The organism is Alcaligenes sp. EGD-AK7 (assembly GCF_000465875.3).
GTDB classification, from domain to species: domain Bacteria; phylum Pseudomonadota; class Gammaproteobacteria; order Burkholderiales; family Burkholderiaceae_B; genus Alcaligenes; species Alcaligenes phenolicus.
In genome coordinates, this window is the sequence record NZ_AVOG02000003.1 from 38,844 (window position 1) to 64,793 (window position 25,950).

General features: G+C 56.6%; 23 protein-coding genes, 1 tRNA gene and 1 pseudogene. 10 read left to right on the top strand and 15 right to left on the bottom strand.

Annotated features, from left to right (window positions below):
• Positions 1–108 precede the first annotated feature (108 nt).
• Positions 109–759, top strand: coding sequence for a carbonic anhydrase (locus N879_RS06760; protein WP_022983244.1), 651 nt, complete (start codon positions 109–111; stop codon positions 757–759).
• A gap of 261 nt (positions 760–1,020) precedes the next feature.
• Complete coding sequence (locus tag N879_RS06765) at positions 1,021–2,820, top strand: autotransporter domain-containing esterase (RefSeq protein WP_009462350.1); 1,800 nt, start codon at positions 1,021–1,023, stop codon at positions 2,818–2,820.
• 85 nt (positions 2,821–2,905) lie between these two features.
• On the opposite strand, the gene N879_RS06770 is transcribed toward N879_RS06765, so the two are convergent.
• Positions 2,906–3,547, bottom strand: coding sequence for a DsbA family protein (locus tag N879_RS06770; RefSeq protein ID WP_009462348.1), 642 nt, complete (start codon positions 3,545–3,547; stop codon positions 2,906–2,908).
• A gap of 491 nt (positions 3,548–4,038) precedes the next feature.
• On the opposite strand from N879_RS06770, the gene N879_RS06775 reads away from it, so the two are divergent.
• Positions 4,039–5,652: an ABC-F family ATP-binding cassette domain-containing protein gene (locus N879_RS06775; protein WP_009462345.1), complete on the top strand. Its 1,614-nt coding sequence runs from the start codon at positions 4,039–4,041 to the stop codon at positions 5,650–5,652.
• 88 nt (positions 5,653–5,740) lie between these two features.
• Here the strand turns inward: N879_RS06775 and N879_RS06780 are convergent, their stop codons facing one another.
• The 12 genes and pseudogenes from N879_RS06780 to N879_RS06835 all read right to left on the bottom strand — a co-directional run bounded on the left by N879_RS06780 (position 5,741) and on the right by N879_RS06835 (position 15,367).
• Positions 5,741–6,517: an aminoglycoside adenylyltransferase domain-containing protein gene (locus N879_RS06780; protein ID WP_022983245.1), complete on the bottom strand. Its 777-nt coding sequence runs from the start codon at positions 6,515–6,517 to the stop codon at positions 5,741–5,743.
• Positions 6,518–6,678: 161 nt separating this feature from the next.
• Complete coding sequence (locus N879_RS06785; protein ID WP_009462341.1) at positions 6,679–6,996, bottom strand: helix-turn-helix domain-containing protein; 318 nt, start codon at positions 6,994–6,996, stop codon at positions 6,679–6,681.
• Positions 6,974–7,383, bottom strand: a pseudogene (locus N879_RS20965) (type II toxin-antitoxin system RelE/ParE family toxin). The gene N879_RS06785 and the pseudogene N879_RS20965 overlap by 23 nt, the downstream one beginning before the upstream one ends.
• Before the next feature lie 79 nt (positions 7,384–7,462).
• Complete coding sequence (gene ychF / locus N879_RS06795) at positions 7,463–8,554, bottom strand: redox-regulated ATPase YchF (protein ID WP_009461081.1); 1,092 nt, start codon at positions 8,552–8,554, stop codon at positions 7,463–7,465.
• A gap of 131 nt (positions 8,555–8,685) precedes the next feature.
• Positions 8,686–9,507: a CPBP family glutamic-type intramembrane protease gene (locus tag N879_RS06800; RefSeq protein WP_009461082.1), complete on the bottom strand. Its 822-nt coding sequence runs from the start codon at positions 9,505–9,507 to the stop codon at positions 8,686–8,688.
• A gap of 3 nt (positions 9,508–9,510) precedes the next feature.
• Entirely contained in the window at positions 9,511–10,107 is a 597-nt protein-coding gene (gene pth / locus N879_RS06805; RefSeq protein ID WP_009461083.1) for an aminoacyl-tRNA hydrolase, read from the bottom strand.
• 128 nt (positions 10,108–10,235) lie between these two features.
• Positions 10,236–10,835 (bottom strand): 50S ribosomal protein L25/general stress protein Ctc, encoded by a 600-nt coding sequence (locus N879_RS06810; protein WP_009461084.1) that lies wholly within the window; start codon positions 10,833–10,835, stop codon positions 10,236–10,238.
• Positions 10,836–10,931: 96 nt separating this feature from the next.
• Complete coding sequence (locus N879_RS06815) at positions 10,932–11,882, bottom strand: ribose-phosphate pyrophosphokinase (protein WP_009461085.1); 951 nt, start codon at positions 11,880–11,882, stop codon at positions 10,932–10,934.
• Positions 11,883–11,986: 104 nt separating this feature from the next.
• Positions 11,987–12,063: transfer RNA gene (locus N879_RS06820), tRNA-Gln, on the bottom strand.
• Positions 12,064–12,068: 5 nt separating this feature from the next.
• Positions 12,069–13,007: a 4-(cytidine 5'-diphospho)-2-C-methyl-D-erythritol kinase gene (gene ispE, locus N879_RS06825; RefSeq protein ID WP_009461086.1), complete on the bottom strand. Its 939-nt coding sequence runs from the start codon at positions 13,005–13,007 to the stop codon at positions 12,069–12,071.
• Between the two features lie 21 nt (positions 13,008–13,028).
• The gene (locus N879_RS06830; RefSeq protein WP_128831687.1) at positions 13,029–13,619 is read right to left on the bottom strand and encodes an outer membrane lipoprotein LolB; all 591 of its coding nucleotides are present in this window, start codon (positions 13,617–13,619) and stop codon (positions 13,029–13,031) included.
• Positions 13,620–13,621: 2 nt separating this feature from the next.
• Positions 13,622–15,367 carry a tetratricopeptide repeat protein gene (locus N879_RS06835; RefSeq protein WP_230940630.1) on the bottom strand — a complete coding sequence of 582 codons (1,746 nt, stop codon included), beginning with the start codon at positions 15,365–15,367 and terminating at the stop codon, positions 13,622–13,624.
• A 122-nt stretch (positions 15,368–15,489) separates the two neighbouring features.
• Between N879_RS06835 and mutM the strand changes: the two genes are divergently transcribed.
• The 6 genes from mutM (at position 15,490) to fahA (ending at position 21,975) form a co-directional block, all read left to right on the top strand.
• On the top strand, positions 15,490–16,317 hold the full coding sequence (gene mutM / locus N879_RS06840; RefSeq protein WP_009461089.1) for a bifunctional DNA-formamidopyrimidine glycosylase/DNA-(apurinic or apyrimidinic site) lyase: 828 nt from the start codon (positions 15,490–15,492) through the stop codon (positions 16,315–16,317).
• A gap of 164 nt (positions 16,318–16,481) precedes the next feature.
• A complete protein-coding gene (locus N879_RS06845) occupies positions 16,482–17,438 on the top strand; it encodes an MBL fold metallo-hydrolase (protein WP_009461090.1) in 957 nt (318 codons plus the stop codon).
• A 24-nt stretch (positions 17,439–17,462) separates the two neighbouring features.
• On the top strand, positions 17,463–19,136 hold the full coding sequence (locus N879_RS06850; RefSeq protein ID WP_009461091.1) for an FAD-dependent oxidoreductase: 1,674 nt from the start codon (positions 17,463–17,465) through the stop codon (positions 19,134–19,136).
• Entirely contained in the window at positions 19,124–19,333 is a 210-nt protein-coding gene (locus tag N879_RS06855) for a DUF2783 domain-containing protein (protein WP_009461092.1), read from the top strand. Before N879_RS06850 ends, N879_RS06855 begins: the two co-directional genes overlap by 13 nt.
• 15 nt (positions 19,334–19,348) lie before the next feature.
• The gene (gene hmgA / locus N879_RS06860; RefSeq protein WP_022983248.1) at positions 19,349–20,653 is read left to right on the top strand and encodes a homogentisate 1,2-dioxygenase; all 1,305 of its coding nucleotides are present in this window, start codon (positions 19,349–19,351) and stop codon (positions 20,651–20,653) included.
• Positions 20,650–21,975 carry a fumarylacetoacetase gene (gene fahA, locus N879_RS06865; protein ID WP_009461093.1) on the top strand — a complete coding sequence of 442 codons (1,326 nt, stop codon included), beginning with the start codon at positions 20,650–20,652 and terminating at the stop codon, positions 21,973–21,975. The genes hmgA and fahA overlap by 4 nt, the downstream gene beginning before the upstream one ends.
• 171 nt (positions 21,976–22,146) lie before the next feature.
• Here fahA and N879_RS06870 read toward each other — a convergent pair whose 3' ends face one another.
• A complete protein-coding gene (locus N879_RS06870; protein WP_009461094.1) occupies positions 22,147–22,833 on the bottom strand; it encodes a phosphatase PAP2 family protein in 687 nt (228 codons plus the stop codon).
• A 21-nt stretch (positions 22,834–22,854) separates the two neighbouring features.
• The gene (locus tag N879_RS06875) at positions 22,855–24,270 is read right to left on the bottom strand and encodes an FAD-binding oxidoreductase (protein ID WP_009461095.1); all 1,416 of its coding nucleotides are present in this window, start codon (positions 24,268–24,270) and stop codon (positions 22,855–22,857) included.
• A 129-nt stretch (positions 24,271–24,399) separates the two neighbouring features.
• On the opposite strand from N879_RS06875, the gene N879_RS06880 reads away from it, so the two are divergent.
• Entirely contained in the window at positions 24,400–25,788 is a 1,389-nt protein-coding gene (locus N879_RS06880) for a phosphomannomutase/phosphoglucomutase (protein ID WP_009461096.1), read from the top strand.
• Positions 25,789–25,950: the final 162 nt, after the last annotated feature.

Below are 25,950 nucleotides of genomic sequence, written 5' to 3' on the forward strand. Positions count from 1 at the left end.
AAGGGACCCTTCTATAAGCAAATCCAATGCAAAGCATCAGAAATCGGTATTTTACCTTATGACCCTGAAGGGTTAATCTTCTATCCAAGCCGAACTACAAGGACAAGGATGAAAGACATTATCGACGGTTTCCTGAAATTCCAACGGGAAGCCTATCCCAAGCGCGCCAAGCTCTTCAAAAATCTGGCCACACAACAAAACCCCCGCGCTTTGTTTATCTCTTGCTCCGATAGCCGTCTGGTCCCCGAGCTGGTAACACAACGTGAACCCGGCGATCTGTTCGTGATTCGTAACGCTGGCAACATCGTTCCCTCCTATGGTCCGGAACCCGGTGGTGTGACCGCCTCCGTGGAATACGCCGTGTCCGCCCTGCGTGTATCCGACGTTGTGATTTGTGGACACTCGGATTGTGGTGCCATGACCGCCATTGCCTCCTGTCAGTGCCTGGACCATATGCCCGCTGTAGAACACTGGCTACGCTACGCCGACTCGGCCCGTCTGGTGAATGAAGCCCGCACCCACGCCAACGAGCAAGAACGAATTTCCTCCATGGTGCGTGAAAACGTGGTAGCCCAACTGGCCAATATTCAGACTCACCCTTCCGTGCGGCTGGCCATGTCCGAAGGCCGTTTGACCCTGCACGGCTGGGTCTACGACATTGAATCGGGCACGATCGACGCCTATGACGGTGGCAGCATGAAATTTGTGTCCCTGGCTGACAACCCGGATGTATGTGCTGCTCCCTTGGTACGCCGATAAGTTCCTAGCGGACAAAATAAAAAACGCCATGCAAATGCATGGCGTTTTTTTTTGCTACCTGCCTACGTTTATCCCCCCCTCAAAAACCTGTGCCTGTCTGTGTCAGGAATAAACGCCTCCCCACTATGATGGTCCTGATCCGATGATCTTTTCATCCCTCTGTTCCATCCGGGTCGCGCGTTCATCTTGAACATCACGATATAACAAGCAAAGCGCTGTTCAGAACATGCCGCTCGGAGACTCTTTTTTAATGGCTGAACAATGAAAAAAACATGTCTTGCCCTGGCCTTGATGGCCTTGCATGCCGGGACACAGGCACAAGGCTTCTCCAACACCTACTTTATCGGCGACAGCCTGACTGACAGTGGGCAGTTCGGCTCGCGCCTTACCACCAATCCAGGCCAGGTCTGGTCCCAGGTACTGGCTCAGAAACTGGGAACCGACGCGGCCCCTAGCAGCCAAGGTGGTAACAACTATGCCGTCGGCGGAGCCCGCGTGGCTATCGATGAGCTGCTGGATCCCAGCAAGCCTCCCAGCCCCACTAATCCCCCTTTGCCCGCCATGACCACGCAGACCGCTCAACTGCTGGCCATGCACAATGGACGCCTGGACGGACAGGCCCTGTACACCGTCTGGGGTGGCGCAAATGACTTGTTTGCCGCCGTAAAAGATCCGTTCAATATGTCCCAAATCGTGGCTGATTCCGTCGGCAATCAAGCCGCCTTGATCAACACGCTATCGCAAGCGGGCGCTCGCTACATTCTGGTCCCCAACATTCCTGATCTGGGCATGACTCCAGAGTTCGCCGGCTCCCCTATCAGCGCGGGTATCGCCACCTTGCTCAGTGACAGCTACAACCAGGCGTTTACCCAGCAGCTCAGTTCCAGTGCTGCCAATATCATCCCCTTGAACGTCTCGGCGCTATTGCACGAAGTGGCTGCCGACCCGCAGGCCTACGGCTTCAGCAACGTCAATACAGCAGCTTGCGGCAGTGTGTCCTCTCGCCTGTGTACGCCTGCCGATCTGGTGGCTCCTGGTGCGGACCAAAACTATCTGTTTGCTGATGGTGTCCACCCCACGTCAGGCGGCCATGCTGTTATTGCCGACTATGCCCACGCTGTCGTCAGCGCCCCCAGTCAGGTCGCCATGCTGGCCTCCGCAGCCAATACCGCCGGGCAGATGCAAATGCAGCACATTGACCGTCGTCTTCAAACCGTCAGTTCGTCACAAGACAGGGATCTGGCAGTCTGGTTCCAGGGCGAGGCCATCACGCGTAATGGCAGCAGTGCGAACTCACGTCTGGATGGCGCGCAGGCAGCCTGGAAGCTGGGTTTGGATAAGCGTCTGGCTGATTGGACGATAGGTGCCTACCTGTCTTACGACAATCTGGATGGCGATACGGACGAAAAAGGCACTTATAGCCAGAAGCGTCAGTCCGCTGGTCTGTACGGCCGCTGGCAGACCGAGAATCTATGGGTGAACGCCCAGCTTTTCTACAGCGATCTGGACAATAAAACCCGCCGTCATATCCGTCTGGGTGCCACCACACGCGAACACCAGGCCAAAGCAGGCGGCAGCCAATACGGCGGCAAGATCAGCACGGGTTACGACTGGCAGGCCGGTGCCGTCACCCATGGCCCGCTGTTAAGCCTGAGCATGCAGAAATCCAAGATCAAGGCTCTGTCGGAAGATGGCCGAGGTTTGTCTACCTCCATGGGTTTTGATGCTCAGGACCAGACCTCGGTACAAAGCAGCCTCGGTTACCAGATCAATGTTGCTGTCAGCAATCAGTGGTCCGTTCATGCCTCCGCACAGTGGCTGCATGAATTCAAGAAACCGGCAGAGCTGCTGGGCGCGCGCTTGCAGGACGGCGTCTACAACCACCGCCACTTTTATCTGCCTACGGATCAGGAGCGCGTGCGTGACACAGGCCTGTTGGAATTGGGTGCGACGGGTCAGCTCAGCAATAACTGGACGCTGGGAGCCGGTGTCAGCACCCAAGTGGGTAAAGGCACCAGCGCTCAAACAGCCTTGTATCTGAATACGGCTTACCGCTTCTAAGTTGGCAAGTCTTCAAAACTATTGCGGCATCCTGGCCTGGCCAGGATGCCGCAATTTCAATCTGCTTTATGTACCGAACTGCTAGTCAGCCCAATAAGGAATCCAGGGTCTGATTCAGCGTTTCCAAAGTGGTACCAACCGCCGGTAGCTTTGTCACTTTTCGACCATCCACAAACAGCAAGGTCGGATAGGATTGCGCGCCCAAAGCCCGAGCCAGGGCAAAATCAGCCAAGGCTTGTTCCCGGCCTGAACCGTCAGTCAAATGGCGTCGCACAGCATCTACGTCCAGGCCATTGACAGCAGCAATCCCCTGGCAGACCTCCGGATCAGACAAGCTGCGTCCGTTCAAGTAGAAAGCCTGCTGCAACTCGTGCACCCAATGAATGGCCTGCTCCGGATCTTGCGCTCGCAGCACCGCCAAGGCCGTGGCCGCTTCCAGTGAATCCATAACAGTCGAGCCCTCCTCTGCCAAGGCCTTATAAGCAGCCCCAAACGTCGCCCCCGTCATTTGCGCGATGCGCTCGTTGGATTCGGAAATATAAGGGTAGCGGGACATGGGAGCAGCCCGGTCACCCACGAACAAGCCACCCGAGACAGCGGTAAAAGGAATGCGATGCTTGTTAGCCGCCTCGAACTCGACCATGCGTTCGGCAAAACCCCAGCACCAACCGCAATACACATCCTGCACATACACAATCGAACGAGCGGGTAAATTGAATGTGTTCATGACATTCCCTAAAAATGGTGTAGCTTCCCGGAATGGGAGAGAAACGGCACTCCTGATCCTAGCCCCCAGACATGAAATGACGCAGAGGATAAAAAGACGAGGACTCCACTTTATTGAATAAACGTCAGGCAATAAACTTCATTTCCTGACGGGTGGCAGCCTCTCGCGGCTCGATATTTCAAGCGGCCTGCAGCAGCACAGGCCTCACCGCGCTGAAGCTTGTAAAACAAGATCCCAAAACTGTGAGACAAGCCCAGGCTTCTGAGCCCAAACCCGCTCCTGTGTTGGAATCACACGACCTTCATGGCTCCCTTGAAAGCCCGACCGGCTTTACCTTCCCGGCAAAATGCTTTTATAGTGTGGCTTCGATTCATTTCCCGTGAGGTATTCGTCCAATGCGCCACTAATGCCGCCGTCCCCTAGACGGCCAGTCTCCACCCGCCCCCACTACGACTCAGGGGGAGTTCCTGGCATTAATGGAAGCATGACGCGTGACGAATCCTTATCTGACGCTGGAAGGCGTGTCCTATACCTTGCCGCAAGGCAAGACCCTGTTTTCCCAACTGAACGAAACCTTCGACTCGCGGCGCACTGGCCTTGTCGGACGCAACGGTGCAGGCAAAACCATTCTGGCTCGAATCCTGGCCGGAGAAATTCAGCCTAGCAGCGGCCGTTGCCTACGCTCGGGAAAAGTGCATTATCTGGCGCAGCAAGTGGCTTCTGTCAGCGGCTTGCGCGTCGCCGATCTGGCGGGCGTAGGACCGGCACTGGACGCCCTTGCCCGGATTGAATCCGGCAGTAGCGCCGTAGAAGACTTCAATCTGATCGAAGACCGTTGGGATATTCGACAGCAATTGCAGGAAGCGCTGGAGCGCAATGGCCTGGGTCATCTGACTGCCGAGACGCCTGCCGAAACATTAAGCGGCGGCCAGGCCATGCGGGTGTCGCTGATCAATGCCTTGCTGTCTCAGGCCGATTTCCTGATTCTGGATGAACCCAGCAACCACCTGGATCGCGACAACCGGCTTGCGCTGATTGAGCAGCTACGACACTGGCCCCACGGCCTGCTGGTCATCAGCCATGATCGCCAACTACTGGACACGATGGAGCGCACTGTGGAGCTGTCTTCCCTGGGGCTGCGTAGCTATGGCGGCAATTACAGCCACTACGCCGAGCAGAAAGCCTTGGAGCAGCAAAGCGCCATGGACCAGCTGGAGCACCGCAAGCTGGAGCGTCAGCGCGCAGAAAGCACCATGCAAGAGCAGCGTCAACGTCAGGAGCGTAGACAGGCACGCGGCAATCAACAGGGCAAGCAGGCCAATCAGGCCAAAATCCTGCTGGACAGGCAAAAAGGTCGCAGTGAAGCCACCACCGGCAAGCTGCGCCAGCAACACGTGACGGCTCAAAAGCAGTTGGCACAACGCGTACAGGAGGCTGCCGAGTTGATCGAGCAGGACACCGCTATCAATCTGCACGCCCTGCCCTTGATGCCGCTGACCCGCCAGCGCGTTGTGGAACTGGATGAGGTGAAGCTCCCCTATGTCCCGGCCAACCAAGCCCTGGTCACACTGCTGTTAAGCGGCCAGCAACGAGTAGGAGTCATAGGTCCGAACGGCTGCGGCAAATCCACGCTGCTCAAGGTCATTACAGGCCAATTGGAGCCCCTTGCTGGCCACTGCAAAATAGTGCCACAACATGTTTACCTGGATCAGGGCTTGGCCGATCTGGACCCGCAGCAAACCGTGCTGGAACAAATACAGGCAGTCAACCGCAAAAGCAGCGAGGGCGATTTACGCATGCGTCTCGCACAGCTGGGACTGGACGCCCAAAAAGTCACCGGCCCCAGCGCTGCCCTGAGCGGTGGCGAACGCCTGAAAGCCGCCCTGGCCTGCGTGCTGTACGCAGATCCTCCACCACAACTGCTGCTTCTGGATGAACCCAGCAACCATTTGGATCTGCCTTCAACCTTGGCCCTGGAAACCATGTTGAGCAGCTACCAGGGCACGCTGATGGTGGTCTCGCACGACGATGCCTTCATGAACAATCTTGGGCTGACGGAACGGCTGGAATTTAGTGAAGAAGGCTGGAGATTGCTACCTTGGTAGCGGCGCAAAACATAAGTGGCGCTTTCCCGCTATCTGAACGACAACCACTTATAGCGGTGGGACCGAGGGCCAAATTCAGGGCGCACTCTTACAAAACCTGCTTAATGTTCCCAAGTAGTGCCTGCGCCAAACGCTCTGCTTCCTTGCCCCTTGTGTCCCAGCGATCAAGCACCTCACCGACATACGCCAGACGCGCATATTCCAAGGTCTTGGCCAGCTCCTCGGACAGCCTGGGAATAGCCCACTCTGCTGCCTGCTCTTTAGTCACAAAATCCCCATGAACACCTGTTCGCCACATGCGCGCCAAAGTCAGCAGAACATTGCGCTCGTCTCCACGCAGCCCTTCATACAAGGGATCTACACCATCCCGCATTGCCTGGCGTATATGCTCGATCGGTGTAGCCGGAACATCTGCCAGCACATCGCTCCCCCATAGCAACTGCGCCTGCTGGCGGGCCTGGGCCAGAAGCAAGGTGTATTCAGGATCAGCGGCGGCTTCGGACAAGTAGCCCTCCTTGAAGGCCTCCCGCAGCCATTCACCGTAAATGAACTCCACCTTGGCCGGATGAACATTGCGTTGAAGATCTGCCAGACGACACACCACCAGCTCGATACAACGCGGACCACCAGGCGTGGCCGGATGAGGGGCTGAAACAGACAATAAAGCCGCAATCAGATCCTGACGCTGTTCATCTGACAGGGGAGCATCAACGACCGCCAATATATCCAGATCGCTTTGTGGCCGGAGCCCTCCGGCCACAGCGGAACCGTGCAAATACAAAGCTTGCAGATCAAGGCTCAGGATTTGTTGCACAAGCGCCAAGGCAGATTGCAACTGGTTGTTTGGATTTTCTGAGGCCAACATTCGACAAGATCTCTTCATAAGCAGTATTAGCGACATAGAACAAGCATTGGGACTAGCAGGCTGCTCCCCCAATGCAGCCCTGCCAGCTCCGAGGACCCAAACGCTTAACGCGTCGCTGGACAGAAGATCGAATACCGATTGGTCAAACAACGGAGAGAGAATCAAGCAATTGCTTGAATGCCCTTCTTCTCAACCACCGTCAACAAACGCAATGCTGGGCCGCCCGGTTTTTTTACACCACGCTCCCAGTCGGAAACCAGGTTTTTACTGACATTCAAATAGAGTGCAAACACAGGCTGCGAAAGATGCTCACGTTCACGCAAAGCACGAATGCGCTCAGGTGTCATAGGCAAGACTGGTGTTAAACAAGACTCATCAAACTCACGCATGGTTTGTTTGTCAATAGCGCCAACTTCCTGCAAGGCCTGCATCGTTTCATGGATTGCTGCGTAAGCTTCACTTCGATATTTTTTTGTCATTATCATGTACCTCCGTAAATTGCCCCTTGCTGATCAACTGGGCCAAATGGGCTTCTGACAAACCCAATACATAAGCGGCAGCCTTCTTGAACGCCGCTTCTTCATCCGCATCAATATTGGCGCGATCACTTTTAGCAAAGCCATATACAAAGAAAGCCAGCTCGTTTGTACGGTAGAAAGTCCGAAATCCGCCCGCCTTGCCTTGACCACTACGGGTCACACGCTGCTTGACCAGGCCCCGCCTAGATCTGCATCGACAAGTCCACGCTCTGCTCGTGTTATTGCATCCAAAAGCGCCAGATCCGCAATGCCCTGTTTGCCGGCGAACCGCTCGAACCATGCATTTTTGAAAACTCTCACCGCGGCCTCAAGCGTGATTAATAACACTAAGTGTTATAGATATTAGCAAAAAAAAGCAGGTACCTGATCCCAGGCACCTGCCACATCTACAACACTTGCAAGAAGCTTAGACGTTAAACAAGAAGTTCAGCACGTCACCATCTTTCACAACGTATTCCTTGCCTTCAGCGCGCATCTTGCCGGCTTCCTTGGCACCTTGTTCGCCCTTGCAGGCTACGAAGTCGTCAAAAGCGATGGTCTGTGCACGGATGAAGCCGCGCTCAAAGTCGGTGTGGATCACGCCTGCAGCTTGGGGGGCGGTATCGCCCACGCGGATGGTCCAGGCGCGGACTTCTTTAACACCTGCAGTGAAGTAAGTTTGCAGGCCCAGCAGGCTGTAGGCGGCGCGGATAACACGGTTCAGGCCTGGCTCTTCCATGCCCAGATCGGACAAGAACTCAATCTTGTCAGCGTCGTCCAGTTCAGCGATTTCAGCTTCTACGGCAGCACATACAGCCACAACAGGAGCGCCATCAGCGGCAGCATAGTTCTGCACGGCTTCCAGGTGTGGGTTGTTGGTGAAACCGTCTTCTTTCACGTTGGCCACGTACATGGTGGGCTTGGCGGTGATGAAGCCGTAGGATTTGATCTGGTGCAGTTCGTCTTCGTCCAGCTTCAGCGAACGCACGGACTTGCCTTCTCCCAGTGCTTTCTCGATACGCTCCAGCAGGGCTACCAGCTTGGCAGCGTCTTTATCACCCGAGCGAGCCAGTTTCTGGTTACGGTGCACGGCTTTCTCAACCACGCCCAAGTCGGCCAGCGCCAGCTCGGTGTTGATGATTTCGATGTCAGCCAAGGGGTCAACCTTACCGGCAACGTGAATGACGTTGTCATCGGCAAAGCAGCGCACCACGTGCACGGTGGCGTCGGTTTCGCGGATGTTGGCCAGGAACTGGTTACCCAGGCCTTCGCCCTTGGAAGCACCGGCGACCAGACCAGCGATGTCTACAAATTCCACCACGGCAGGCAAAATGCGCTCGGGGTTCACGATCTTGGCCAGATCTTGCAAACGCTGGTCAGGAACTTCGACCACACCGACGTTCGGTTCGATGGTGCAGAAGGGGTAGTTTTCAGCCGCAATGCCGGCTTTGGTCAGAGCGTTGAACAGAGTGGATTTACCAACGTTGGGCAAGCCAACGATGCCGCATTGCAGTGCCATGAGTATCCTGAAAATCAAAGAGTTATATAAACGATGCGCTATTGTAGCGCCCTTGGGCGCTACAGAGCCTGCAGACAGATCAGAACAGTCGTGCCGGGGACACAGGATAGCGCCTTGAGACGCGGGCTTGTCTAGACTGGAATGCCGTCAAACAGCTTGAGCAGGCCAATAATCAGCAAGACCGGGCCACCATTGAAGATGGCATGCAGCACGATCGATGCACCAATGCCTCGACGCACTCGCAGCCAGGCCAATACCAACCCTGTCAAACATTGGGGCAGCACCAGCATGGGCAGCAAATACCAGCTCATACTGTTGAGTTGGAAGTTATACAAATGCAGCGCTCCAAAAGCCAGCGTTGCACCATAAAACACCCAGGGAAAGAAACGCCAATAGCGTCGCATGGATGAAAAGCGCCATGCCCTTCCCTGCAAGGCGCCCACCAGTTTGCGCCACCAGCTGCTGCCTGCGGGCAAGGCTTGGCGTGGCATGCCGGTATAACGGCTGATCCAGATTGCCAGACAAAAGACCAGCAAGCCTTGTATCAACCACCAGCCTGGTCCCTGAAACATCAGGAACACTGCCAGCGGAACAACCGTCAGCCATTGTGACGGCCGTCTCAGCACGAAACGAAAGACCAGCTCTTCCACAATGGGTGCCCAGATAATAGCTTGCACCCAGGGAATACGAGTCGGGTCCAGACGATGCTGCGCACCACCCACACCCGCTACCGAGACTGCGATCGGCCCCAGCACCAGCGCATTGATCAGCCAAAGCATGCCCGCCCATTGCAGCAGACGCTTCCAGGGCAAGGGAGCAAACCAGTCCAGATACCAGCCATCACCCTGGACTCTGCCAGGCAAACGCCGGGCGCTGCGAGGGTGACGCAGAAAATAGAAGAAATCTTTAAGCTCGTCCCGGAAACGCATCTGGCTGCTTGGCGCTGGCTTCATGCGTCAAGCCTTCTGGGGCGCGTAAAGCTGGCGGGTCGCCTGCTCAAAGTCGCCACGCAGCAAAGCAGGCATCATGACGCGGCAACGGTTCATACCGTCCTCGATCTCGCGCAGCTCTTCATTGCGAGGGGTATGCAGTACAAAGTTCACCACTTGCTGGGCCAGGCCCAAGGTGCGAGGGTGACCAATGCCCAGGCGCAAGCGCCAGAAATCCGGTGTCCCAAAGGCGGACTGGATGTCGCGCAGGCCGTTATGCCCGGCGTGCCCACCGCCTTTTTTCATCTTCACCTGACCGGGCAGCAAATCCAGTTCGTCATGCAAGACCAGCACCTGTTCGGGCTTGAGCTTGTAGAAACGCATCAAGGCACCGGCGGCTTGCCCGGACTTGTTCATGAAGGTAATGGGTTTGGCGATGATGACGTTTTCACCTTCAAAACGCGCTTTGGCCACCCAGGAGAAAAAGGATTTTTCCAGGTTGAACGTTGCATGCAGATCATCAGCCAACTGGTCTGCCAACCAAAAGCCCGCATTGTGACGGGTGGTTTCGTACTCAGGGCCAGGATTACCCAGGCCAACAATCAAACGGATAGGCTCAGACATGAATGTTTTCGCAGAAAGCGCCTGCTCCGGCAAAGGCGCAGGCACAAATAACAAACCCCCGCCAGCATACGCTGACAGGGGTTGATTCGCCAAGCTGCAAGCCGACCGAAGCCGGCTGGCAATCTTGATTACTCGGCGCTTTCTTCTGTTGCTTCCGAAGCAGCAGCACCACCGCCAACTGGCAAGGCAGCAGCCAGCAGAGGGTTGGCTTCGTTACCAGCGTAAGTAACACCACGTGGCAGCTTGATGCTGTCCAGGTGCACGTTGGCGTTGGCAGTCATGCCGCTCAGGTCCACAGTGATGGACGCTGGCAGGTTAGCTGGCAAGCAGGTGATTTCCAGCTCAGTCAAGATGTGGCTGATAACTTGGCTGCTCAGCTTGACGGCTGGGGACACATCGCCACCTTCAAAGTTCAGAGGAACTTTGGTGGTGATGGCTTGCGAAGCCAGAACGCGCTGGAAATCAACGTGCAGAACTTGCTGCTTGTAGGGGTGCCACTGAACCGAGCGCAACAGCACTTTTTCAGCTTTACCGTCCAGTTCCATCGTCAGGATGGAAGCGTGGAAGGCTTCTTTGCGCAGGTTGTGGTAGGTCTCGTTGTGATCCAGAGCGATCACGACGGGTTGTTCGTCGCCACCGTAAACGATAGCTGGAACCTGGCCAGCGCGACGCAGGCGGCGGCTCGCACCCGTACCCTGTACATCACGCGAAGTAGCGGTGAATTTCATGTAGAACTCCAATTGCAGAACGCTGAATACGTACTGCGGAAAGTGGTAGCGAACTACCAAGTTGACGTGCGCCGCGACCAGCGCACGCTAAAAAACTTAATCAGTGAACAAGGAGCTGACGGACTCGGCGTTGGAGATACGCAAGATGGTCTCGCCCAACAGTGCTGCACAGGACAGCTGGCGAATCTTGCTGCATTCACGTGCCTTGGCGGACAAAGGAATGGTGTCCGTTACAACCAGCTCGTTCAATTGGGACTGCGTAATACGTTCGATAGCTTCGCCCGAGAGCACAGGGTGCGTACAGTAGGCGTAAACCGCCTTGGCACCGCGCTCTTTCAGAGCTTCAGCCGCTTTGCACAGCGTACCGGCCGTATCCACCATATCGTCCATCAGGATGCAGGTGCGTCCATTGACATCACCAATGATGTTCATGACTTCGGAGACGTTGGCACGTGGGCGACGCTTGTCGATAATGGCCAGGTCCACTTCCAGTTGCTTGGCCAGTGCACGTGCGCGCACCACACCACCGATGTCAGGCGAGACAACCACCATATCCTGGTAGTTACAGCGCCAGATATCGCCCAGCAAAATGGGGGAAGCGTAGATATTGTCGACAGGGATATCGAAGAAACCCTGGATTTGGTCAGCGTGCAGATCCATCATCATGACGCGATCGACACCGACCACTTGCAACATATTGGCCACGACTTTGGCAGAGATCGACACACGCGCCGAACGGGGGCGTCGATCCTGGCGGGCGTAACCAAAGTAAGGGATGGCGGCGGTGATGCGACCGGCCGAAGCACGGCGCAAGGCATCGACCATCACCATGATTTCCATCAGATTGTCGTTGGTGGGAGCACAGGTGGGCTGCAGAACGAAAACATCGCGACCGCGCACGTTCTCGTTGATTTCAACCATGGCTTCCCCATCAGAGAAGCGACCCACCGTCATTTTCCCCAGCGACATATCAAGGTGGTTGACGACATCGACAGCAAGGCGAGGATTAGCCGTGCCGGTGAAGATCATGAATCGGTCTTGTGCCATGATGGGAGATAGATTTTGATGCAGGAAAAGCAAAGCTGTTGATCGAAACCCCTACAAGGAAACGACTCAACAGCTTTACATTATCGCAGGCTAGGCCTGAAAGGTGGCTGGGGAAGAAGGATTCGAACCTTCGCATGCTGGAATCAAAATCCAGTGCCTTAACCAGCTTGGCGATTCCCCAAATACTTACTTAATCCAGTCGCGTAGCGGATGATCTTGCAAACCTGAACAAACCCAAGTTTGTTCGACCAGCAATTTACCACTATTTGATTCTTCGCTACCAGAAAAATCTATTTTACTGCTATTTTGGTCAATTTCAAACTGACCTGTCTTGGCGCTTTGTTCGTCTCTGCACTCAACAAACAAACAAGAACCTGAGCCCGTCATTCTAGCATTCAATTTTAATCTTTGCAAGCCCTGTTTTAAATTTTTTAAACCAGGATAAAGACTGAATGCTACTGACTCCAGATTGTTTCTGCCAAAATAAGGATTGTCGTCCTTGGCTTGCCAGAATTTTTCTTGCCAATCAGTAAAGAACGTCATTGTGATGAGTTTTTCATCACGTGTCAAGCATTTGGAGGTAAATATTTCCCCCGTGGATATAAATTGCGGCGGACGGATGATGATGTAGTGTCGTGGCGGCATTTGAATGGCCTGCAACTGCTCGCCTATCCCTTGCGCAAATGCGGCCTGTCCGAATATAAAAACCGGCACATCAGCACCCAGGGGCAGGCCAATATCCATCAAGGCCTGACGGCTCAGCCCCAAGTTCCACAAACGGTTCAAGGCAATCAAGGTCGTGGCCGCATCGCTGGAGCCACCGCCCATCCCCGCTCCCGAAGGGATGTTCTTGATACAAGAGATGTCTACGCCTTGCCGAGTGCCCGTCGCTTGTTGCAGGGCACGAGCCGCTTTGATCACCAGATCCTGCTCAGGCTCCACATCGCTCAAGGTACTGTGTGCCCGATGGATCTGCCCATCGCTACGTGGTACGAAGCTCAGGTAATCATTCAGGTCGACAAAACGAAAAGCAGTTTGCAAGAAATGGTAGCCGTCCTCACGACGACCCGTGACGTGCAAAAACAGATTGATCTTGGCCGGAGCCGGGACGTTGTAGAGCGCCATTACACAAACCTGCTCGGGGCTTTACTGATCCACGACCAAACGCACGCTGATGGAGCGATTGGCCTCATGACGATTCAATTGCAGCAGGCGCGGGCCTTGTTCGTCGTAACGCGAGAGCGTCACACGCCAGCCGGACTGCTCGAAACTGCTTAGCTTTTGCTGATCATCCCGGCGTTCGCTTTGAACCGGGGCACTACCCGTGCGGCCATGCAGCCAGTCACGCAAGCCTGCAACAGGAACAGGACTGCCCAAGACCTGTTCAACCAGGGCATCGGGATGGGAGGCCATTTCCTGACTACCGTCTGTGCGTTCCAGAATGGCGCGCCCCGGTAACACCCAGACTCGCGCCAAGGTATTACCCAAAGGATTGCTCAAATCCAGCATCAGCTTTTGGCCGTCGTCGCGCCAGGAAAAGCCACCCTGCACGGCTTCGACCTGCGAGCTGGAATGAGTCACGCTCAGCGCAAAACGGCCTGAACGAGACAAGGCGCTTGCCTCTTGCAACGCATCCGTAACGCTGCCAAGGTCAGATTTGGGCGGTGTCGCACAAGCACTGAGCAAAGCAACCAGGACCAAAGCCCCTGCTCGGGTCCAAGCCCGCTGTTTCAAGATACTCACGGCAGCGGTACTCCCAGACGCTTGATGGTTTCTGTCAGAGTTCGGTTTTCGGGGTCTTTGCTCAAGCCAGCCCGAAAGACCAGCATGGCATCATCACGACGGCCTTTGACCCACAGTACTTCACCCAAGTGGGCGGCAACGTCCGCTTCAGGCAGGCGCTCGTAGGAACGCTGCAAGTATTCCAGCGCGGCTTGCAGATCGCCAACACGGAACAGATACCAGCCTACGCTATCCAGAATATAAGGATTGTCCGGCTCCAGTTCCATGGCGCGTTCCAGCAAATCCTGGGCCTCGTCCAGACGGCGATTCTGATCCGCATAGGTGTAGCCCAAGGCGTTATACGCATTGGCATGGTCCGGGCGCAGCTCAATAACACGACGCATCAAGGTTTCAAACTTGTCGTGCTTGGCGCGCTGCTCGTACAACATGGCCAGGTTGTATTTGATCTCGGCGCTATCAGGCAACTCACGGTCCGCCCGCTCCAGCACTTCCAGAGCCTGGTCCGTACGACCGCTGTCTTGGTAGATAGAGGAATACGTCAAAGCCACAACGACCTGCTCGCTCATGTCGCGTGGGCGAGAGTTCTCCAGGGTACGACGTGCTTGCGGCAGATTGCCTTGGCGGGCTTGCAGGACGGCTTTATGAATCTGGGCCTGGAAACGCAGCGCGGGCTCTTCAATCAAGTCCAGCTGGCGAATGGCTTCGTTCATATCGCCCTGAGCTTCAGCAATTTGCACCAAGGACAAGCGGGCTTCAGAAATACTGGCCAAAGCCGTGTTGACGGCGTCGTTCAAGGACTGGCGGCGCTGCTGCTGGACCGCAATGTATTGCTCCAGCAATTTACGGGCCTGGTCAAACTCCTGGGCACGAATATGAATTTCGGCCTGGGTGTAGAGCAGATCAAAATCTTCAGGATTGGCGCGTTGCAAGGCGCTGACGATGGATTGGGCTTCGTCGAACTGCTGGCGCTCTACCAGACGGTTGGCCAGCAGCAGTTGCAACTTGCGGCTATCCGGATTGGCTCGCACAAAGATACGTGCACTTTGCAAGGCAGCCGAAGGATCAATCTTGATACCGTATTCCAGCACGCGCTGCGCGGCGGCTTCGGAATGCGGGTCCAGCTTCAGGGCTTCCCGTGCTTCGCGCTCGGCCCGGCTCATGTCCCCGGCACTCCAGGCGGTATCCGCCAAGGCCAGACGGGCTATGGGCAAGGAGCGCACGGGTTGCTGCAAGGCCTTGTCCAGCACTTCCAGCGCCAAACGGCGATCCACCATCTTGCTGACCATGCTCATGGCTTGGACCACGGCCTGCTCTTTATCCTGGGCGCGAGAGATACGCAGCCACAAGGCATCGGCCAAGCCTTCGGTCTGACCGCTGGAGGCTTCCAGGGCCAGAGCCGTTGCTTTAGCTTCGGGATCATTCGGGGCCAGCAAGGCCCATTCTTTAGCGGCACGCAGCGCACGACCCAAATCACGGTCGGCCATGGCGTATTGAAAGGCGTTTTGAGCCAGGCGAGGATCGCTGGTGTCACGCGCCAAAGACAGGAAAGTCTGGCTGGCAACGTCGTATTCACCACGCGAAGCAGCCACTTCGGCAACCAGAATGCGATACAGAATGTCCGAAGTCAGGCTGACCAAAGGCAATTGCCCGCTGCGCAAACGAATCTTGTCAGCAGGCGGCTCCGCCTTGAGTATGGGAAGTGAGGGTTGGGCTTGCACCGAAACCGCTGCAAGCAACGACATCAGGCCCAGCTTTAGTGCTAAGGTCAGAGCATTCATCCAGAAAAACCCGTGCCCTGATACGCGCGACAAAACGCCCGATGGCACAATAAAGGAATCAGATTTGTTGATGGTATCACCCCCCCATGCCTGAACTGCCAGAAGTTGAAACAACTCGTCGCGGAATTGCGACGGTCATCCAGGGAAAAAATGTCCGACAATTCCTGGTTCACGAGCCCCGTCTGCGCTGGCCCGTGCCTGCCTCTTTGCCGCAATGGATTGAAGGCCAGGTCGTCCGGAATTGCACGCGTCGAGGCAAATACTTGTTGTTGCATTTTGAACAAGGTGTCCAGATCGTCCATTTAGGAATGTCCGGCTCCTTGCGTCGTGTGGATCTGGATGAAGAACGCCGCAAGCATGATCATGCGGAATGGATCTTTGATGAGGCCCGCTTCCTGCTGCACGACCCACGACGATTTGGTGCGATATTATGGCATGCCCATAGGGACGGCCCTCTGGAAAACCACCTTTTGCTACGTACTTTAGGCGTAGAGCCTTTCGACCCCCTGTTCACCCCCGAGTATCTGCACCGACATCTGCAAGGGCGGCGCGTCGCCATCAAACAGGCCCTGCTGGGCGGCAAGATTGTGGTGGGAGTCGGCAATATCTACGCTTCCGAATCCTTGTTCCTGGCCGGTATTCACCCCGAACTGCCCGCCGGTGAAGTTTCCTTGCATCGTTGCGAAAAACTGCACTCGGCCATCTTGAGCACCTTGCAATCCGCCCTGGACTCCGGGGGCAGCACCTTGCGCGATTACGTCAATGCAAGTGGTGAACCGGGCGCTTACTTCGACATTCACGCCAATGTGTATGAGCGTGCCGGCAAACCCTGCCCACGCTGCCAACAGCCTATCAAACGGATAGTCCAAGGCCAACGCGCGACCTATTACTGCTCGCGCTGCCAGCGCCGCTAAACCCTCCCCCTTTTTTCTGACAGCGTCTGATGCCGGTTCCGGCAGGCAGGCGCTCGTCTGCTTTTTTTCCAACTAAGCCTACCCTATTCAGGTATTCACCTATATCTAACTGATTCACCATAAACTAATCTGACACCATCCCTATCGACTGTGGAGTCATTTTCATGAGCAAGTCCTTCGCCTCGCATAACGACCTGGAAGACAAAGTCGTTGCCTTTGAAAAACTGTCCGACAACGCCTACGCCTATACGGCTGAAGGTGATCCCAACACGGGCATCATCATTGGTGACGAGGCCATTATGGTGATCGACACCCAGGCCACGCCTGTCATGGCTGAAGACGTGATTCGCCGCATCCGCGAAGTCAGCGACAAACCCATCAAGTATGTCTTGCTGTCGCACTACCACGCCGTACGGGTGCTGGGTGCCTCGGCCTACAACGCCCAGGAAATCCTGGCCAGCCGCGACACCTACGACCTGATCGTGGAACGTGGCGAGCAGGACAAAGCCAGCGAAATCGGCCGTTTCCCCCGCCTGTTCCGCAACGCCGAATCCATTCCTCCCGGCCTGACCTGGCCCACCATGACCTTTGAAGGTCATATGACGGTGGACCTGGGCAATCTGGAAGTACACCTGATGCAAGTGGGTCGTGGCCACACCAAGGGCGACACCATCGCCTGGCTACCCAAGCAGAAAATACTGTTCGCCGGTGACCTGGTGGAATACCAATCCACCCCGTACGCAGGCGACTGCTACTTTCGCGAATGGCCCCGCACACTGGACCGTCTGGGAGACTTCAAAGCTGAACAAATGGTTCCTGGCCGTGGCCCGGCACTGAAAAACGCCACCGAAGTGCGTCAGGCCCTGGCCGGCACGCGCGCGTTTTTGACAGACCTGTACTCCAGCGTGCAGCAAGGCGCGGCAGCCGGTAAAGATCTGAAGACCATTTACCGCGAAACCTACGATTTCATGAAGCCTCGCTACGCAGACTGGGTCATTTTTGATCACTGCATGCCCTTTGACGTGTCCCGTGCCTACGACGAAGTCAACGGCCACGAAGACCCACGCATCTGGACCGCCGAACGCGATCTGGAGATGTGGAAACAACTCGAAGGTCAGTAAGACGCAAGGCCAGGGAGAAAGAAAATGGGAGACATTAATTACCAGACCCTGGAGCTGACGCAAGCGCCCCCACCGGCTACCCATGCCCGCCACCCCGTTGTGGTGGTGGGTGCCGGCCCGGTGGGGCTGACCATGGCCCTGGATCTGGCGGCCAAAGGCCACCGGGTCGTGATTCTGGACGACGACACCACGCTGTCCAAAGGGTCACGGGCCATTTGCTTTGCCAAACGCACCCTGGATATCTGGGATCGATTGGGCGTGGGCTCGCGCATGATGGACAAAGGCGTGTCCTGGAATGTGGGCAAGGTTTTTTTCCGCAATCAGGAAGTCTGGAGCTTCAATTTGCGGCCCGAAGAAGGCCACCAGCGCCCCGCCTTTATCAATTTGCAGCAGTATTACTGCGAAGGTTATCTCTACGAAGCAGTCTGCGCTCAGCCCCTGATCGAACTGCGTTCCGGCCATAAAGTGCTGAACGTGGTGAATCAGGCAGAAGGCGTGCATCTGGATATAGAAACCCAGCAAGGCAATTACACCCTGGAAGCAGAATGGCTGCTGGCCTGCGACGGCTCGCGCTCGGCCATTCGCCGTGCTTTGGGTGAAAGCAGCAGCGGACGCGTATTCAAGGACCGTTTCCTGATTGCAGACGTGCGCATGCAAGCCGACTTCCCCGCCGAGCGCTGGTTCTGGTTTGACCCGCCCTTCCACCCCAATCAATCTGTCTTGCTGCACAGCCAGCCGGACAACGTCTGGCGTATCGACTTCCAATTGGGCTGGGATGCCGACCCGGTTGAAGCCGTCAAACCAGAAAACGTGCTGCCCCGCATTCGTGCCCTCCTGGGTGCCGACGCCCCCTTTGAGCTGGAATGGGTCAGCATTTACACCTTTGCTTGCGAGCGCATGCAGCGCTTTCGCCATGGCCGTATTCTGTTTGCTGGAGACTCGGCCCACCGTGTCTCGCCTTTTGGCGCACGCGGCGCCAACAGCGGTATCCAGGACGCCGACAACCTGGCCTGGAAGCTGAATCTGGTTCTGAATGCCCAGGCTCCCGACAGCCTGCTGGACAGCTACAGCCATGAACGTGAATTGGCTGCAGACGAGAACATTCGCCATTCCAGCCGTTCAACAGATTTCATCACGCCTAAAAGCGAAGTCAGCCGCCTGTTCCGTGATGCGGCCCTGATTCTGGCGCGTCGCCACGCCTTTGCCCGTGTACTGGTCAATAGCGGCCGCCTGTCCTTGCCCAGCGCCTACCCGGACAGCCCCTTGAATACGGCTGACACACACGAGTTCTCCGCCACGGCCACACCGCTAGGAGCCTGCGTCCCCGATGCACCTATAGAACAAAACGGTCAGCAAGGCTGGTGGCTGGGTCAATTGGGCAGCGGCTTCACCCTGCTGGAATTTGGCGAAGGCCAGGCCAGCCAGTCTGAAGTGGTAGACGAACTGGTCGCCCAAGGTCTCTTGACCCGCCTGCGTGTCTGGCCTGCTGGCACCAGCGCTACCCAGGCCCAGAAAGAGATCATCGACAGCCAGGATATGCTGCGCCAGCGTTACGACGCCCAACCCGGTTCCTGCTATCTGATTCGCCCCGATCAACACCTGTGCGCCCGCTGGCGTCATCTGGATGGGCAAGCTGTCCAGGCAGCCTTGCACAAAGCCTGTGGCCATTTCCTGGAGAGTGCTTCATGTCTACACTGAATACCGATACCCCCCTGGAACGGGCTGACGATTTCTACCAAATGTTGATCGATGCCCACCAAGGCCTGAGCACAGCACAAAGTCATGCCATGAATGCCGCTTTGGTGCTGTTGCTGTGCAATCATGTCGGCTCGCTGGATGTGATCAAGCAAGCCTTGGACGCCGCCCGCCAGACCTGCCTGGAGCAGGCTGCCTGAATCTGGAGACCCCTAATGAGCTCTTTGAATTATCAGATTGGTTTTGGTAACGCTTTTGCCACCGAGGCTCTGCCCGGTGCGCTGCCACTGGGACGCAACTCGCCGCAGCGCTGCCCTTACGGGCTGTATGCCGAGCAGTTGTCCGGCACGGCCTTTACCGCGCCACGCGCCGATAACCGCCGCTCCTGGCTGTACCGCATTCGCCCCAGCGCCAAGCAAGGAGCATTTACGGCATTTGAAGGCGCTCCCCACTGGAACGAAGACTTCGGACAAGGCCCGGCCAACCCCAATCGCCTGCGCTGGAGCCCACTGAATCTGCCCGGCAAGCCGACCGATTTTCTGGCTGGTGTCCATACCTGGGCAGGCAATGGCAGCAGCGATTCGCAAAGCGGCGTTGCCATCCATCTGTACGCCATCAACCAGTCCATGGGTCGGCGCGTGTTCTACAACGCCGACGCCGAAATGATGTTCGTGCCTGAACAGGGCCGCCTGCGTCTGGTCAGCGAATTGGGCATCATGGAAATCGAGCCTTGCGAGATTGCCGTCATGCCGCGTGGCGTCCGCTTCAAGGTAGAGTTGCTGGACGATGTGGCCCGTGGCTACTTGCTGGAAAACTTCGGCGCTCCTCTGCGTTTGCCCGAACTGGGTCCGATCGGCTCCAACGGCCTGGCCAATGCCCGCGACTTCAAAACACCGGTAGCCTGGTACGAAGATGTCAGCGAGCCGCATGAGCTGGTCACCAAATTCACAGGCGGCTTCTGGGTTGCGCAACTGACGCACTCGCCCTTGGACGTCGTGGCCTGGCATGGCACGCACGCCCCCTATAAATACGATTTACGTGACTTCAATGTGATCGGCTCGATCAGCTACGATCACCCCGATCCCTGCATTTTCAGCGTATTGACCTCGCCCTCCGACACACCCGGCACGGCCAACCTGGACTTTGCTATTTTCCCGCCACGCATTCTGGCCATGGAAAACACCTTCCGCCCCCCTTGGTTCCACCGTAACTTCGCCAGCGAATTCATGGGTCTGATCCAAGGTGTGTACGATGCCAAGGCCGATGGCTTTGCACCCGGCGGCTCCAGCCTGCACAATTGCATGAGCCCGCATGGCCCCGATGCCAACACCTTTGACAAAGCCAGCAGTGCGGACTTGAGCAAGGCAGACTATCTGCGCGGTACCATGGCCTTTATGTTCGAGACCCGCAAAGTCATCCGCCCCTCGCCACAGGCCTTGCAAAGCGACAGCCTGCAAGCCAATTACGATGCCGTCTGGGACGGACTGGAAAAACACTTCTCTACGGAACAAAAGGCATGACCCGACCTTATCTGAATGACACTCACGACCCCAAGCTGCAAAGCTGGGTGCCCGGCGCCAACGAGGCCGATAACGGTTTCCCTATCCAGAACCTGCCCTTTGCCGTGGCCCGTCGCCGTGACAGTCAGGAAGACTTCCGCGTCATGGTGGCCATTGGCCCCTACGCGCTGGACCTGGGCCTGCTGGCCTGCGATACCCCCTGGCACGGCAAAGCCGCCGACGCCCTGGCCGCTTGCGTCAAACCTGCACTGAACGGCCTGATGGCCTTGGGCCAGGAATACTGGAGCGCGCTGCGTGCCGCCTTGTCACATGACTTGCGCCAAGGCTCCTCTGCGGAGTCGCGCCTGCGCCCCATGCTGATCGAGCGCAGCAAGCTGGAATACGCCCTGCCCGCCCAAATTGGGGACTACACCGATTTCTATATTTCCGTGCACCACGCAACGGCGGTGGGCAAACAGTTCCGCCCTGATGCGCCCTTGCTGCCCAACTACAAGTGGGTACCCATTGGCTACCACGGCCGTGCCTCCAGCATCGGTGTGTCCGGCCAGCAATTCCCACGACCCGTCGGCCAGACCCGCCCACCCGAAGGGCAAGAGCAGCCCAATTTTGGTCCTTGCCAACGCCTGGACTTCGAACTGGAAATGGGCATTCTGATTGGCAAAGGCAACGAAGCCGGTCGCCGTATCCCTATCGCTCAGGCAGACGAGCACGTTTTTGGCCTGTGCCTGTTCAATGACTGGTCGGCGCGCGATCTGCAAGCCTGGGAATACCAGCCTCTGGGCCCCTTCCTGGCCAAGAACTTTGCCTCGACGATCTCCCCCTGGGTAGTGACACTGGAAGCCCTGGCTCCCTTCCGTCGCCCCTTCAGCCGCCCCGAGTCTGATCCCCAGCCTCTGCCTTATTTGCAGGATCAGACCAACCAGGAAAGTGGCGTTCTGGACGTGGAACTGGAGGTGTACCTGAGCACCGAACAGTCTCGCCAGCAAAAGAAAGACCCCGCTTTGCTCTCGCGCAGCAACTTCAAGGAAGCGTATTGGACTGTGGCCCAATTGGTCGCCCATCACAGCGTCAACGGCTGCAATCTGCAAACTGGAGACCTGCTGGGCACCGGCACCTTGTCCGGCCCGGCCAAGGGTCAGGAAGGCTCCTTGCTGGAAATGAACCAGGGCGGCAAAAACCCCATCGACCTGCCTTGGGGCGAACAGCGTAAATTCCTGGAAGATCAGGACGAGATCATTTTGAAAGGCCTGTGCCGTCAAGATGGCTACCCGACCCTGTCTTTTGGTGAATGTGCCGGTCGAGTATTGCCTGCCGTGCCTTAAGTTCAAGGCACCAAAACCTGCGAAGGTCTGATTGGCAAGAGACGCTTGCTTGTGAACAACACCCCGCAGCCGCTACCTGGCTTCGGGGTGTTGTTACGTAAAACCTATAGAAACAGGCTCGCAAAAACAAAAAAGGGACTTGAATTCCCCTTTTGCAGATTCATAGAGCCACTAGGCAGGCAATTGCTTATGTCTGGCCCAAGACCAGAGGATATAAAACAGAACGCAGCCATACAGCCCCAGCACAGCGCCTGAAGCCAGCACCTGGCTAAGAAAATGGTAGCCCTGCATGATGCGTAGAAAGCCGAACAGCAAACCGGCGCTAATACCCAGCACAAAGCCCCCGGCGGCCAATTTTCGGCAGCCTGTCATGACGCCCACAAAGAACAGGGACAGGAGCACAAAGCCGGATGCGGCATGAGCACTGGGCAAGGCATTGCCTGCCTCAGCCCAGGAATGCGCCCAGAAGTAGGTGGGCATGGATTCTATACCGCCAAACATGGCCAGATTAAAGGGTCTTGGCATGGCGGTCAGATGTTTCAGGACGCCTACCATTAACGGGCCACTACCCATGAAGAAAGCCGCCCCCGCCCAAGCCAGTTGGCGGCGGGAACCCTTGGGCTGCCGCCAGGCCACGATCGTCCATACCACTGCGCCGCCAAAAGGAACGAACCACACCAGCCTGCGCCCGAACAAATCGACAAAAGGCTGCAATCGCCAGGAAAAATCCTGGACTTGTGGGTCATAGAAATAGGCACTGAGTGACAGGTCCGTTGCTGAACCCATCGTCACTGCCGCAACGATTCCCAAAACAGTAAAAAAAACGGCACTGGCAACGATATAAGGACGAAAAAACATCTACACACCAAGTAGCTTCAATCAGTCGGGCAATACTTTACCGGGGTTCATGATCCCCAAAGGATCCAGCGCCGTCTTGATCTGCTTCATCAAGGCCAGGGAAACCGGGTCTTTATAACGGGGCAGCAGTTGGCGCTTGAGCTGGCCTACGCCATGTTCGGCACTGATGGAGCCATGGAAACGGTGCACGCTGTCATGGACCAGCGCATAGATCTCGTCCTGACGCTTCAGCAGCTCTTCCTCCGTGAAGGCCGTGCCGCGCGCGACGTTGTAGTGCAGGTTGCCATCACCCAAGTGCCCGAATGTCACGTTTTCCAGACCCGGGAAGGCTTCTTGCAAAGCCTTGTCCGTCTCGTGCACGAACTGGGACATCACAGACACAGGGATGGACACATCATGCTTGATGCTTTTCCCATAGGCTTTCTCTGCCAGTGGAATGCTTTCACGCAAATGCCAGAGCGCCTTGCTTTGTGCGATGGTCTCGGCGATAACGGCGTCTTGCACCAGATCTTGCTCCAGAGCCTGACCGATCACGCTTTCAAAACGCTCGCGGGCATGCTCCAGGCTTTCGCTATCAGACAGCTCCAGCAAGGCATACCAAGCTGCTTTTTCAGCTGGGCCCTGGAAAGGCATGCGTTGATCGGGGTAGCAGTGCAACACAGCTTGCAAGCAGTTGCCTGCAATCAACTCAAAGCCCGTCAAGGAAGCGGCCAGACCCTGACGGGCCAGAGCCAGCACTTGTACGGCATCTTCAATTGTGTTGAGCGCCAGCAAAGCGGTGCACGCTGCTACGGGCTGGGGATAGAGCTTGATGGTCGCGGCGGTGATGATACCCAGGGTGCCTTCGCTACCAATAAACAGGTTGCGCAGGTCGTAACCGGTATTGTCTTTGCGCAGCCCAAGCAGCCCATGCAAAATTTCACCTTGGGCAGTCACCACTTCCAATCCCAGGGTCAGGTCACGAGCATTGCCGTAACGCAAAACCTGTGTACCGCCTGCATTGGTGGCCAGATTGCCGCCAATCGTGCAACTGCCTTCTGCGGCCAGGCTCAAGGGGAACAGACGCTGATGATCACGGGCGGCCTGCTGCACATTTTGCAAAATGCAGCCTGCTTCCACCACCATGGTGTCGTTGTCGGTATCCACGCTGCGAATCTTGTTCAGGCGCTCCAAAGACAGCACCAGCGCAGTGGCGCTGTTGTCCGGCGTTGCGCCCCCGCACAAACCGGTATTGCCGCCTTGAGGGACAATAGGCACGCGGTGCTGCGCGCATAGACGCACAACCTGGGCCACTTCTTCCGTCGTTGCAGGCCGGGCCACCGCCAAGGCAGTACCGGTATAGCGTCCACGCCAATCCTCCAGGTACTGCTGCATGGATTGTCCTGTCAGCACATGTTGCTGACCAATACGCTGTTCAAGTTCGTTCAGAAAAGTCATGACCCAAGCCACTCAAGAAAAACAATCAGGCGCTCTTGCTGTCGCGCTACAGCTCTTAATGGTAACTCACGAAAGCCGGTGGCATTCGCGCTAAACTTCTTTCTTTGTGTATTCGTTCAGGACGTGACAGTGACCCACATTCCCGCTCTACCGACCGCTGTATTCAAAGCCTACGATATTCGGGGCACCGTTCCCGAGCAACTGAATCCCGACTTCGCCTACCAATTAGGTCTGGCCCTGGCGGCCTTGGCCCGTGAACAAAGCGTGCAAACCCTGGTAGTGGGTTACGACGGCCGCCACAGCAGCCCTGCTCTGTCTCGTGCCCTGCAACAAGGGATCCAGGCAGGCGGAATCAACACAGTCGATCTGGGTATGGTTCCTACTCCCGTCGTCTATTTTGCGGCCAATGTACTGGAAACCGGCTCGGGCGTAGCCATCACAGGTAGCCATAATCCGTCCAACTACAACGGCTTCAAGATGATGATGGCCGGCAAGACCTTGCACGGCCAGGATATCCAGGGCCTGATGAAACGCATGCAAGCCGGTATTGAGCCTGCGGCTCAAGCAGGTACTGGCGAGAAAAAGGACTTGCTGGACCAGTACGTCAGCACCATCGCCGAACATGTCAAACTGGCCCGTCCCATGAAAATCGCCCTGGACTGCGGCAACGGCGTGGGTGGCGTCGTGGCTGCTCGCCTGTTCAAGGCCCTGGGTTGCGAAGTGGACATGCTGTTTGAAGATGTAGACGGCAGCTTCCCCAATCACCACCCGGACCCGGCCGAGCCGCACAACCTGCAAGACCTGATCACCCATGTTCAAAACACGGACTGCGAAGTGGGTCTGGCCTTTGACGGTGATGCTGACCGCCTGGGTGTGGTGACTCGAACGGGTCAGATCATCTGGCCTGATCGTCAGTTGATTCTGTACGCGCGCGATATTTTGCAGCGCGAGCCTGGCTCCACGATTATTTTTGACGTGAAATGCAGCCGCCACGTCGCCCTGGAAATTGCCAAGGCCGGGGGTGAGCCCTTGATGTGGCAAACCGGCCATTCGCTGATCAAGGCCAAACTGGCCGAAACGGGTGCCCCTTTAGCTGGCGAAATGAGCGGCCACGTGTTCTTCAAGGAAGGCTGGTACGGCTTTGATGATGGCCTGTACACAGGCGCACGTCTGCTCGCGATTCTCTCGCGCGGTGACAACCCGACGGCAGAGTTGGAAGCCTTGCCGCAAGACCTGTCCACACCGGAACTGAAACTGCCGCTGGCCGAAGGCGAGCCTCATGCCTTGATTGCCCGCCTGCAAAAAGAAGGCCGTTTCCCCAGTTCCAATCAGCTCAACACGATTGATGGTGTACGTGCCGAGTACCCGGACGGCTTCGGTCTGGCTCGCGCCTCCAATACCACTCCAGTGATTGTGCTGCGTTTTGAGGCCCAGTCCCAAGAGGCGCTGGATCGGATCCAGGGAGAATTCCGGGCGGCACTGCTGGCTTTGAAGCCGGATGCAGCATTGCCTTTCTAAAGCCGTGGAAGTTCACTCATACCCAGATCCCTGCTCGCTGGTCTCTAGTCTCTAGTCTCTAGTCTCTAGTCTCTAGTCTCCAGCGCAGTATAAAAATGCCTCCACGCGGCAACTTTGGCTTGCTGTCCCCCAAGGGGGCACTTTTTACCGGGACGACCAGCC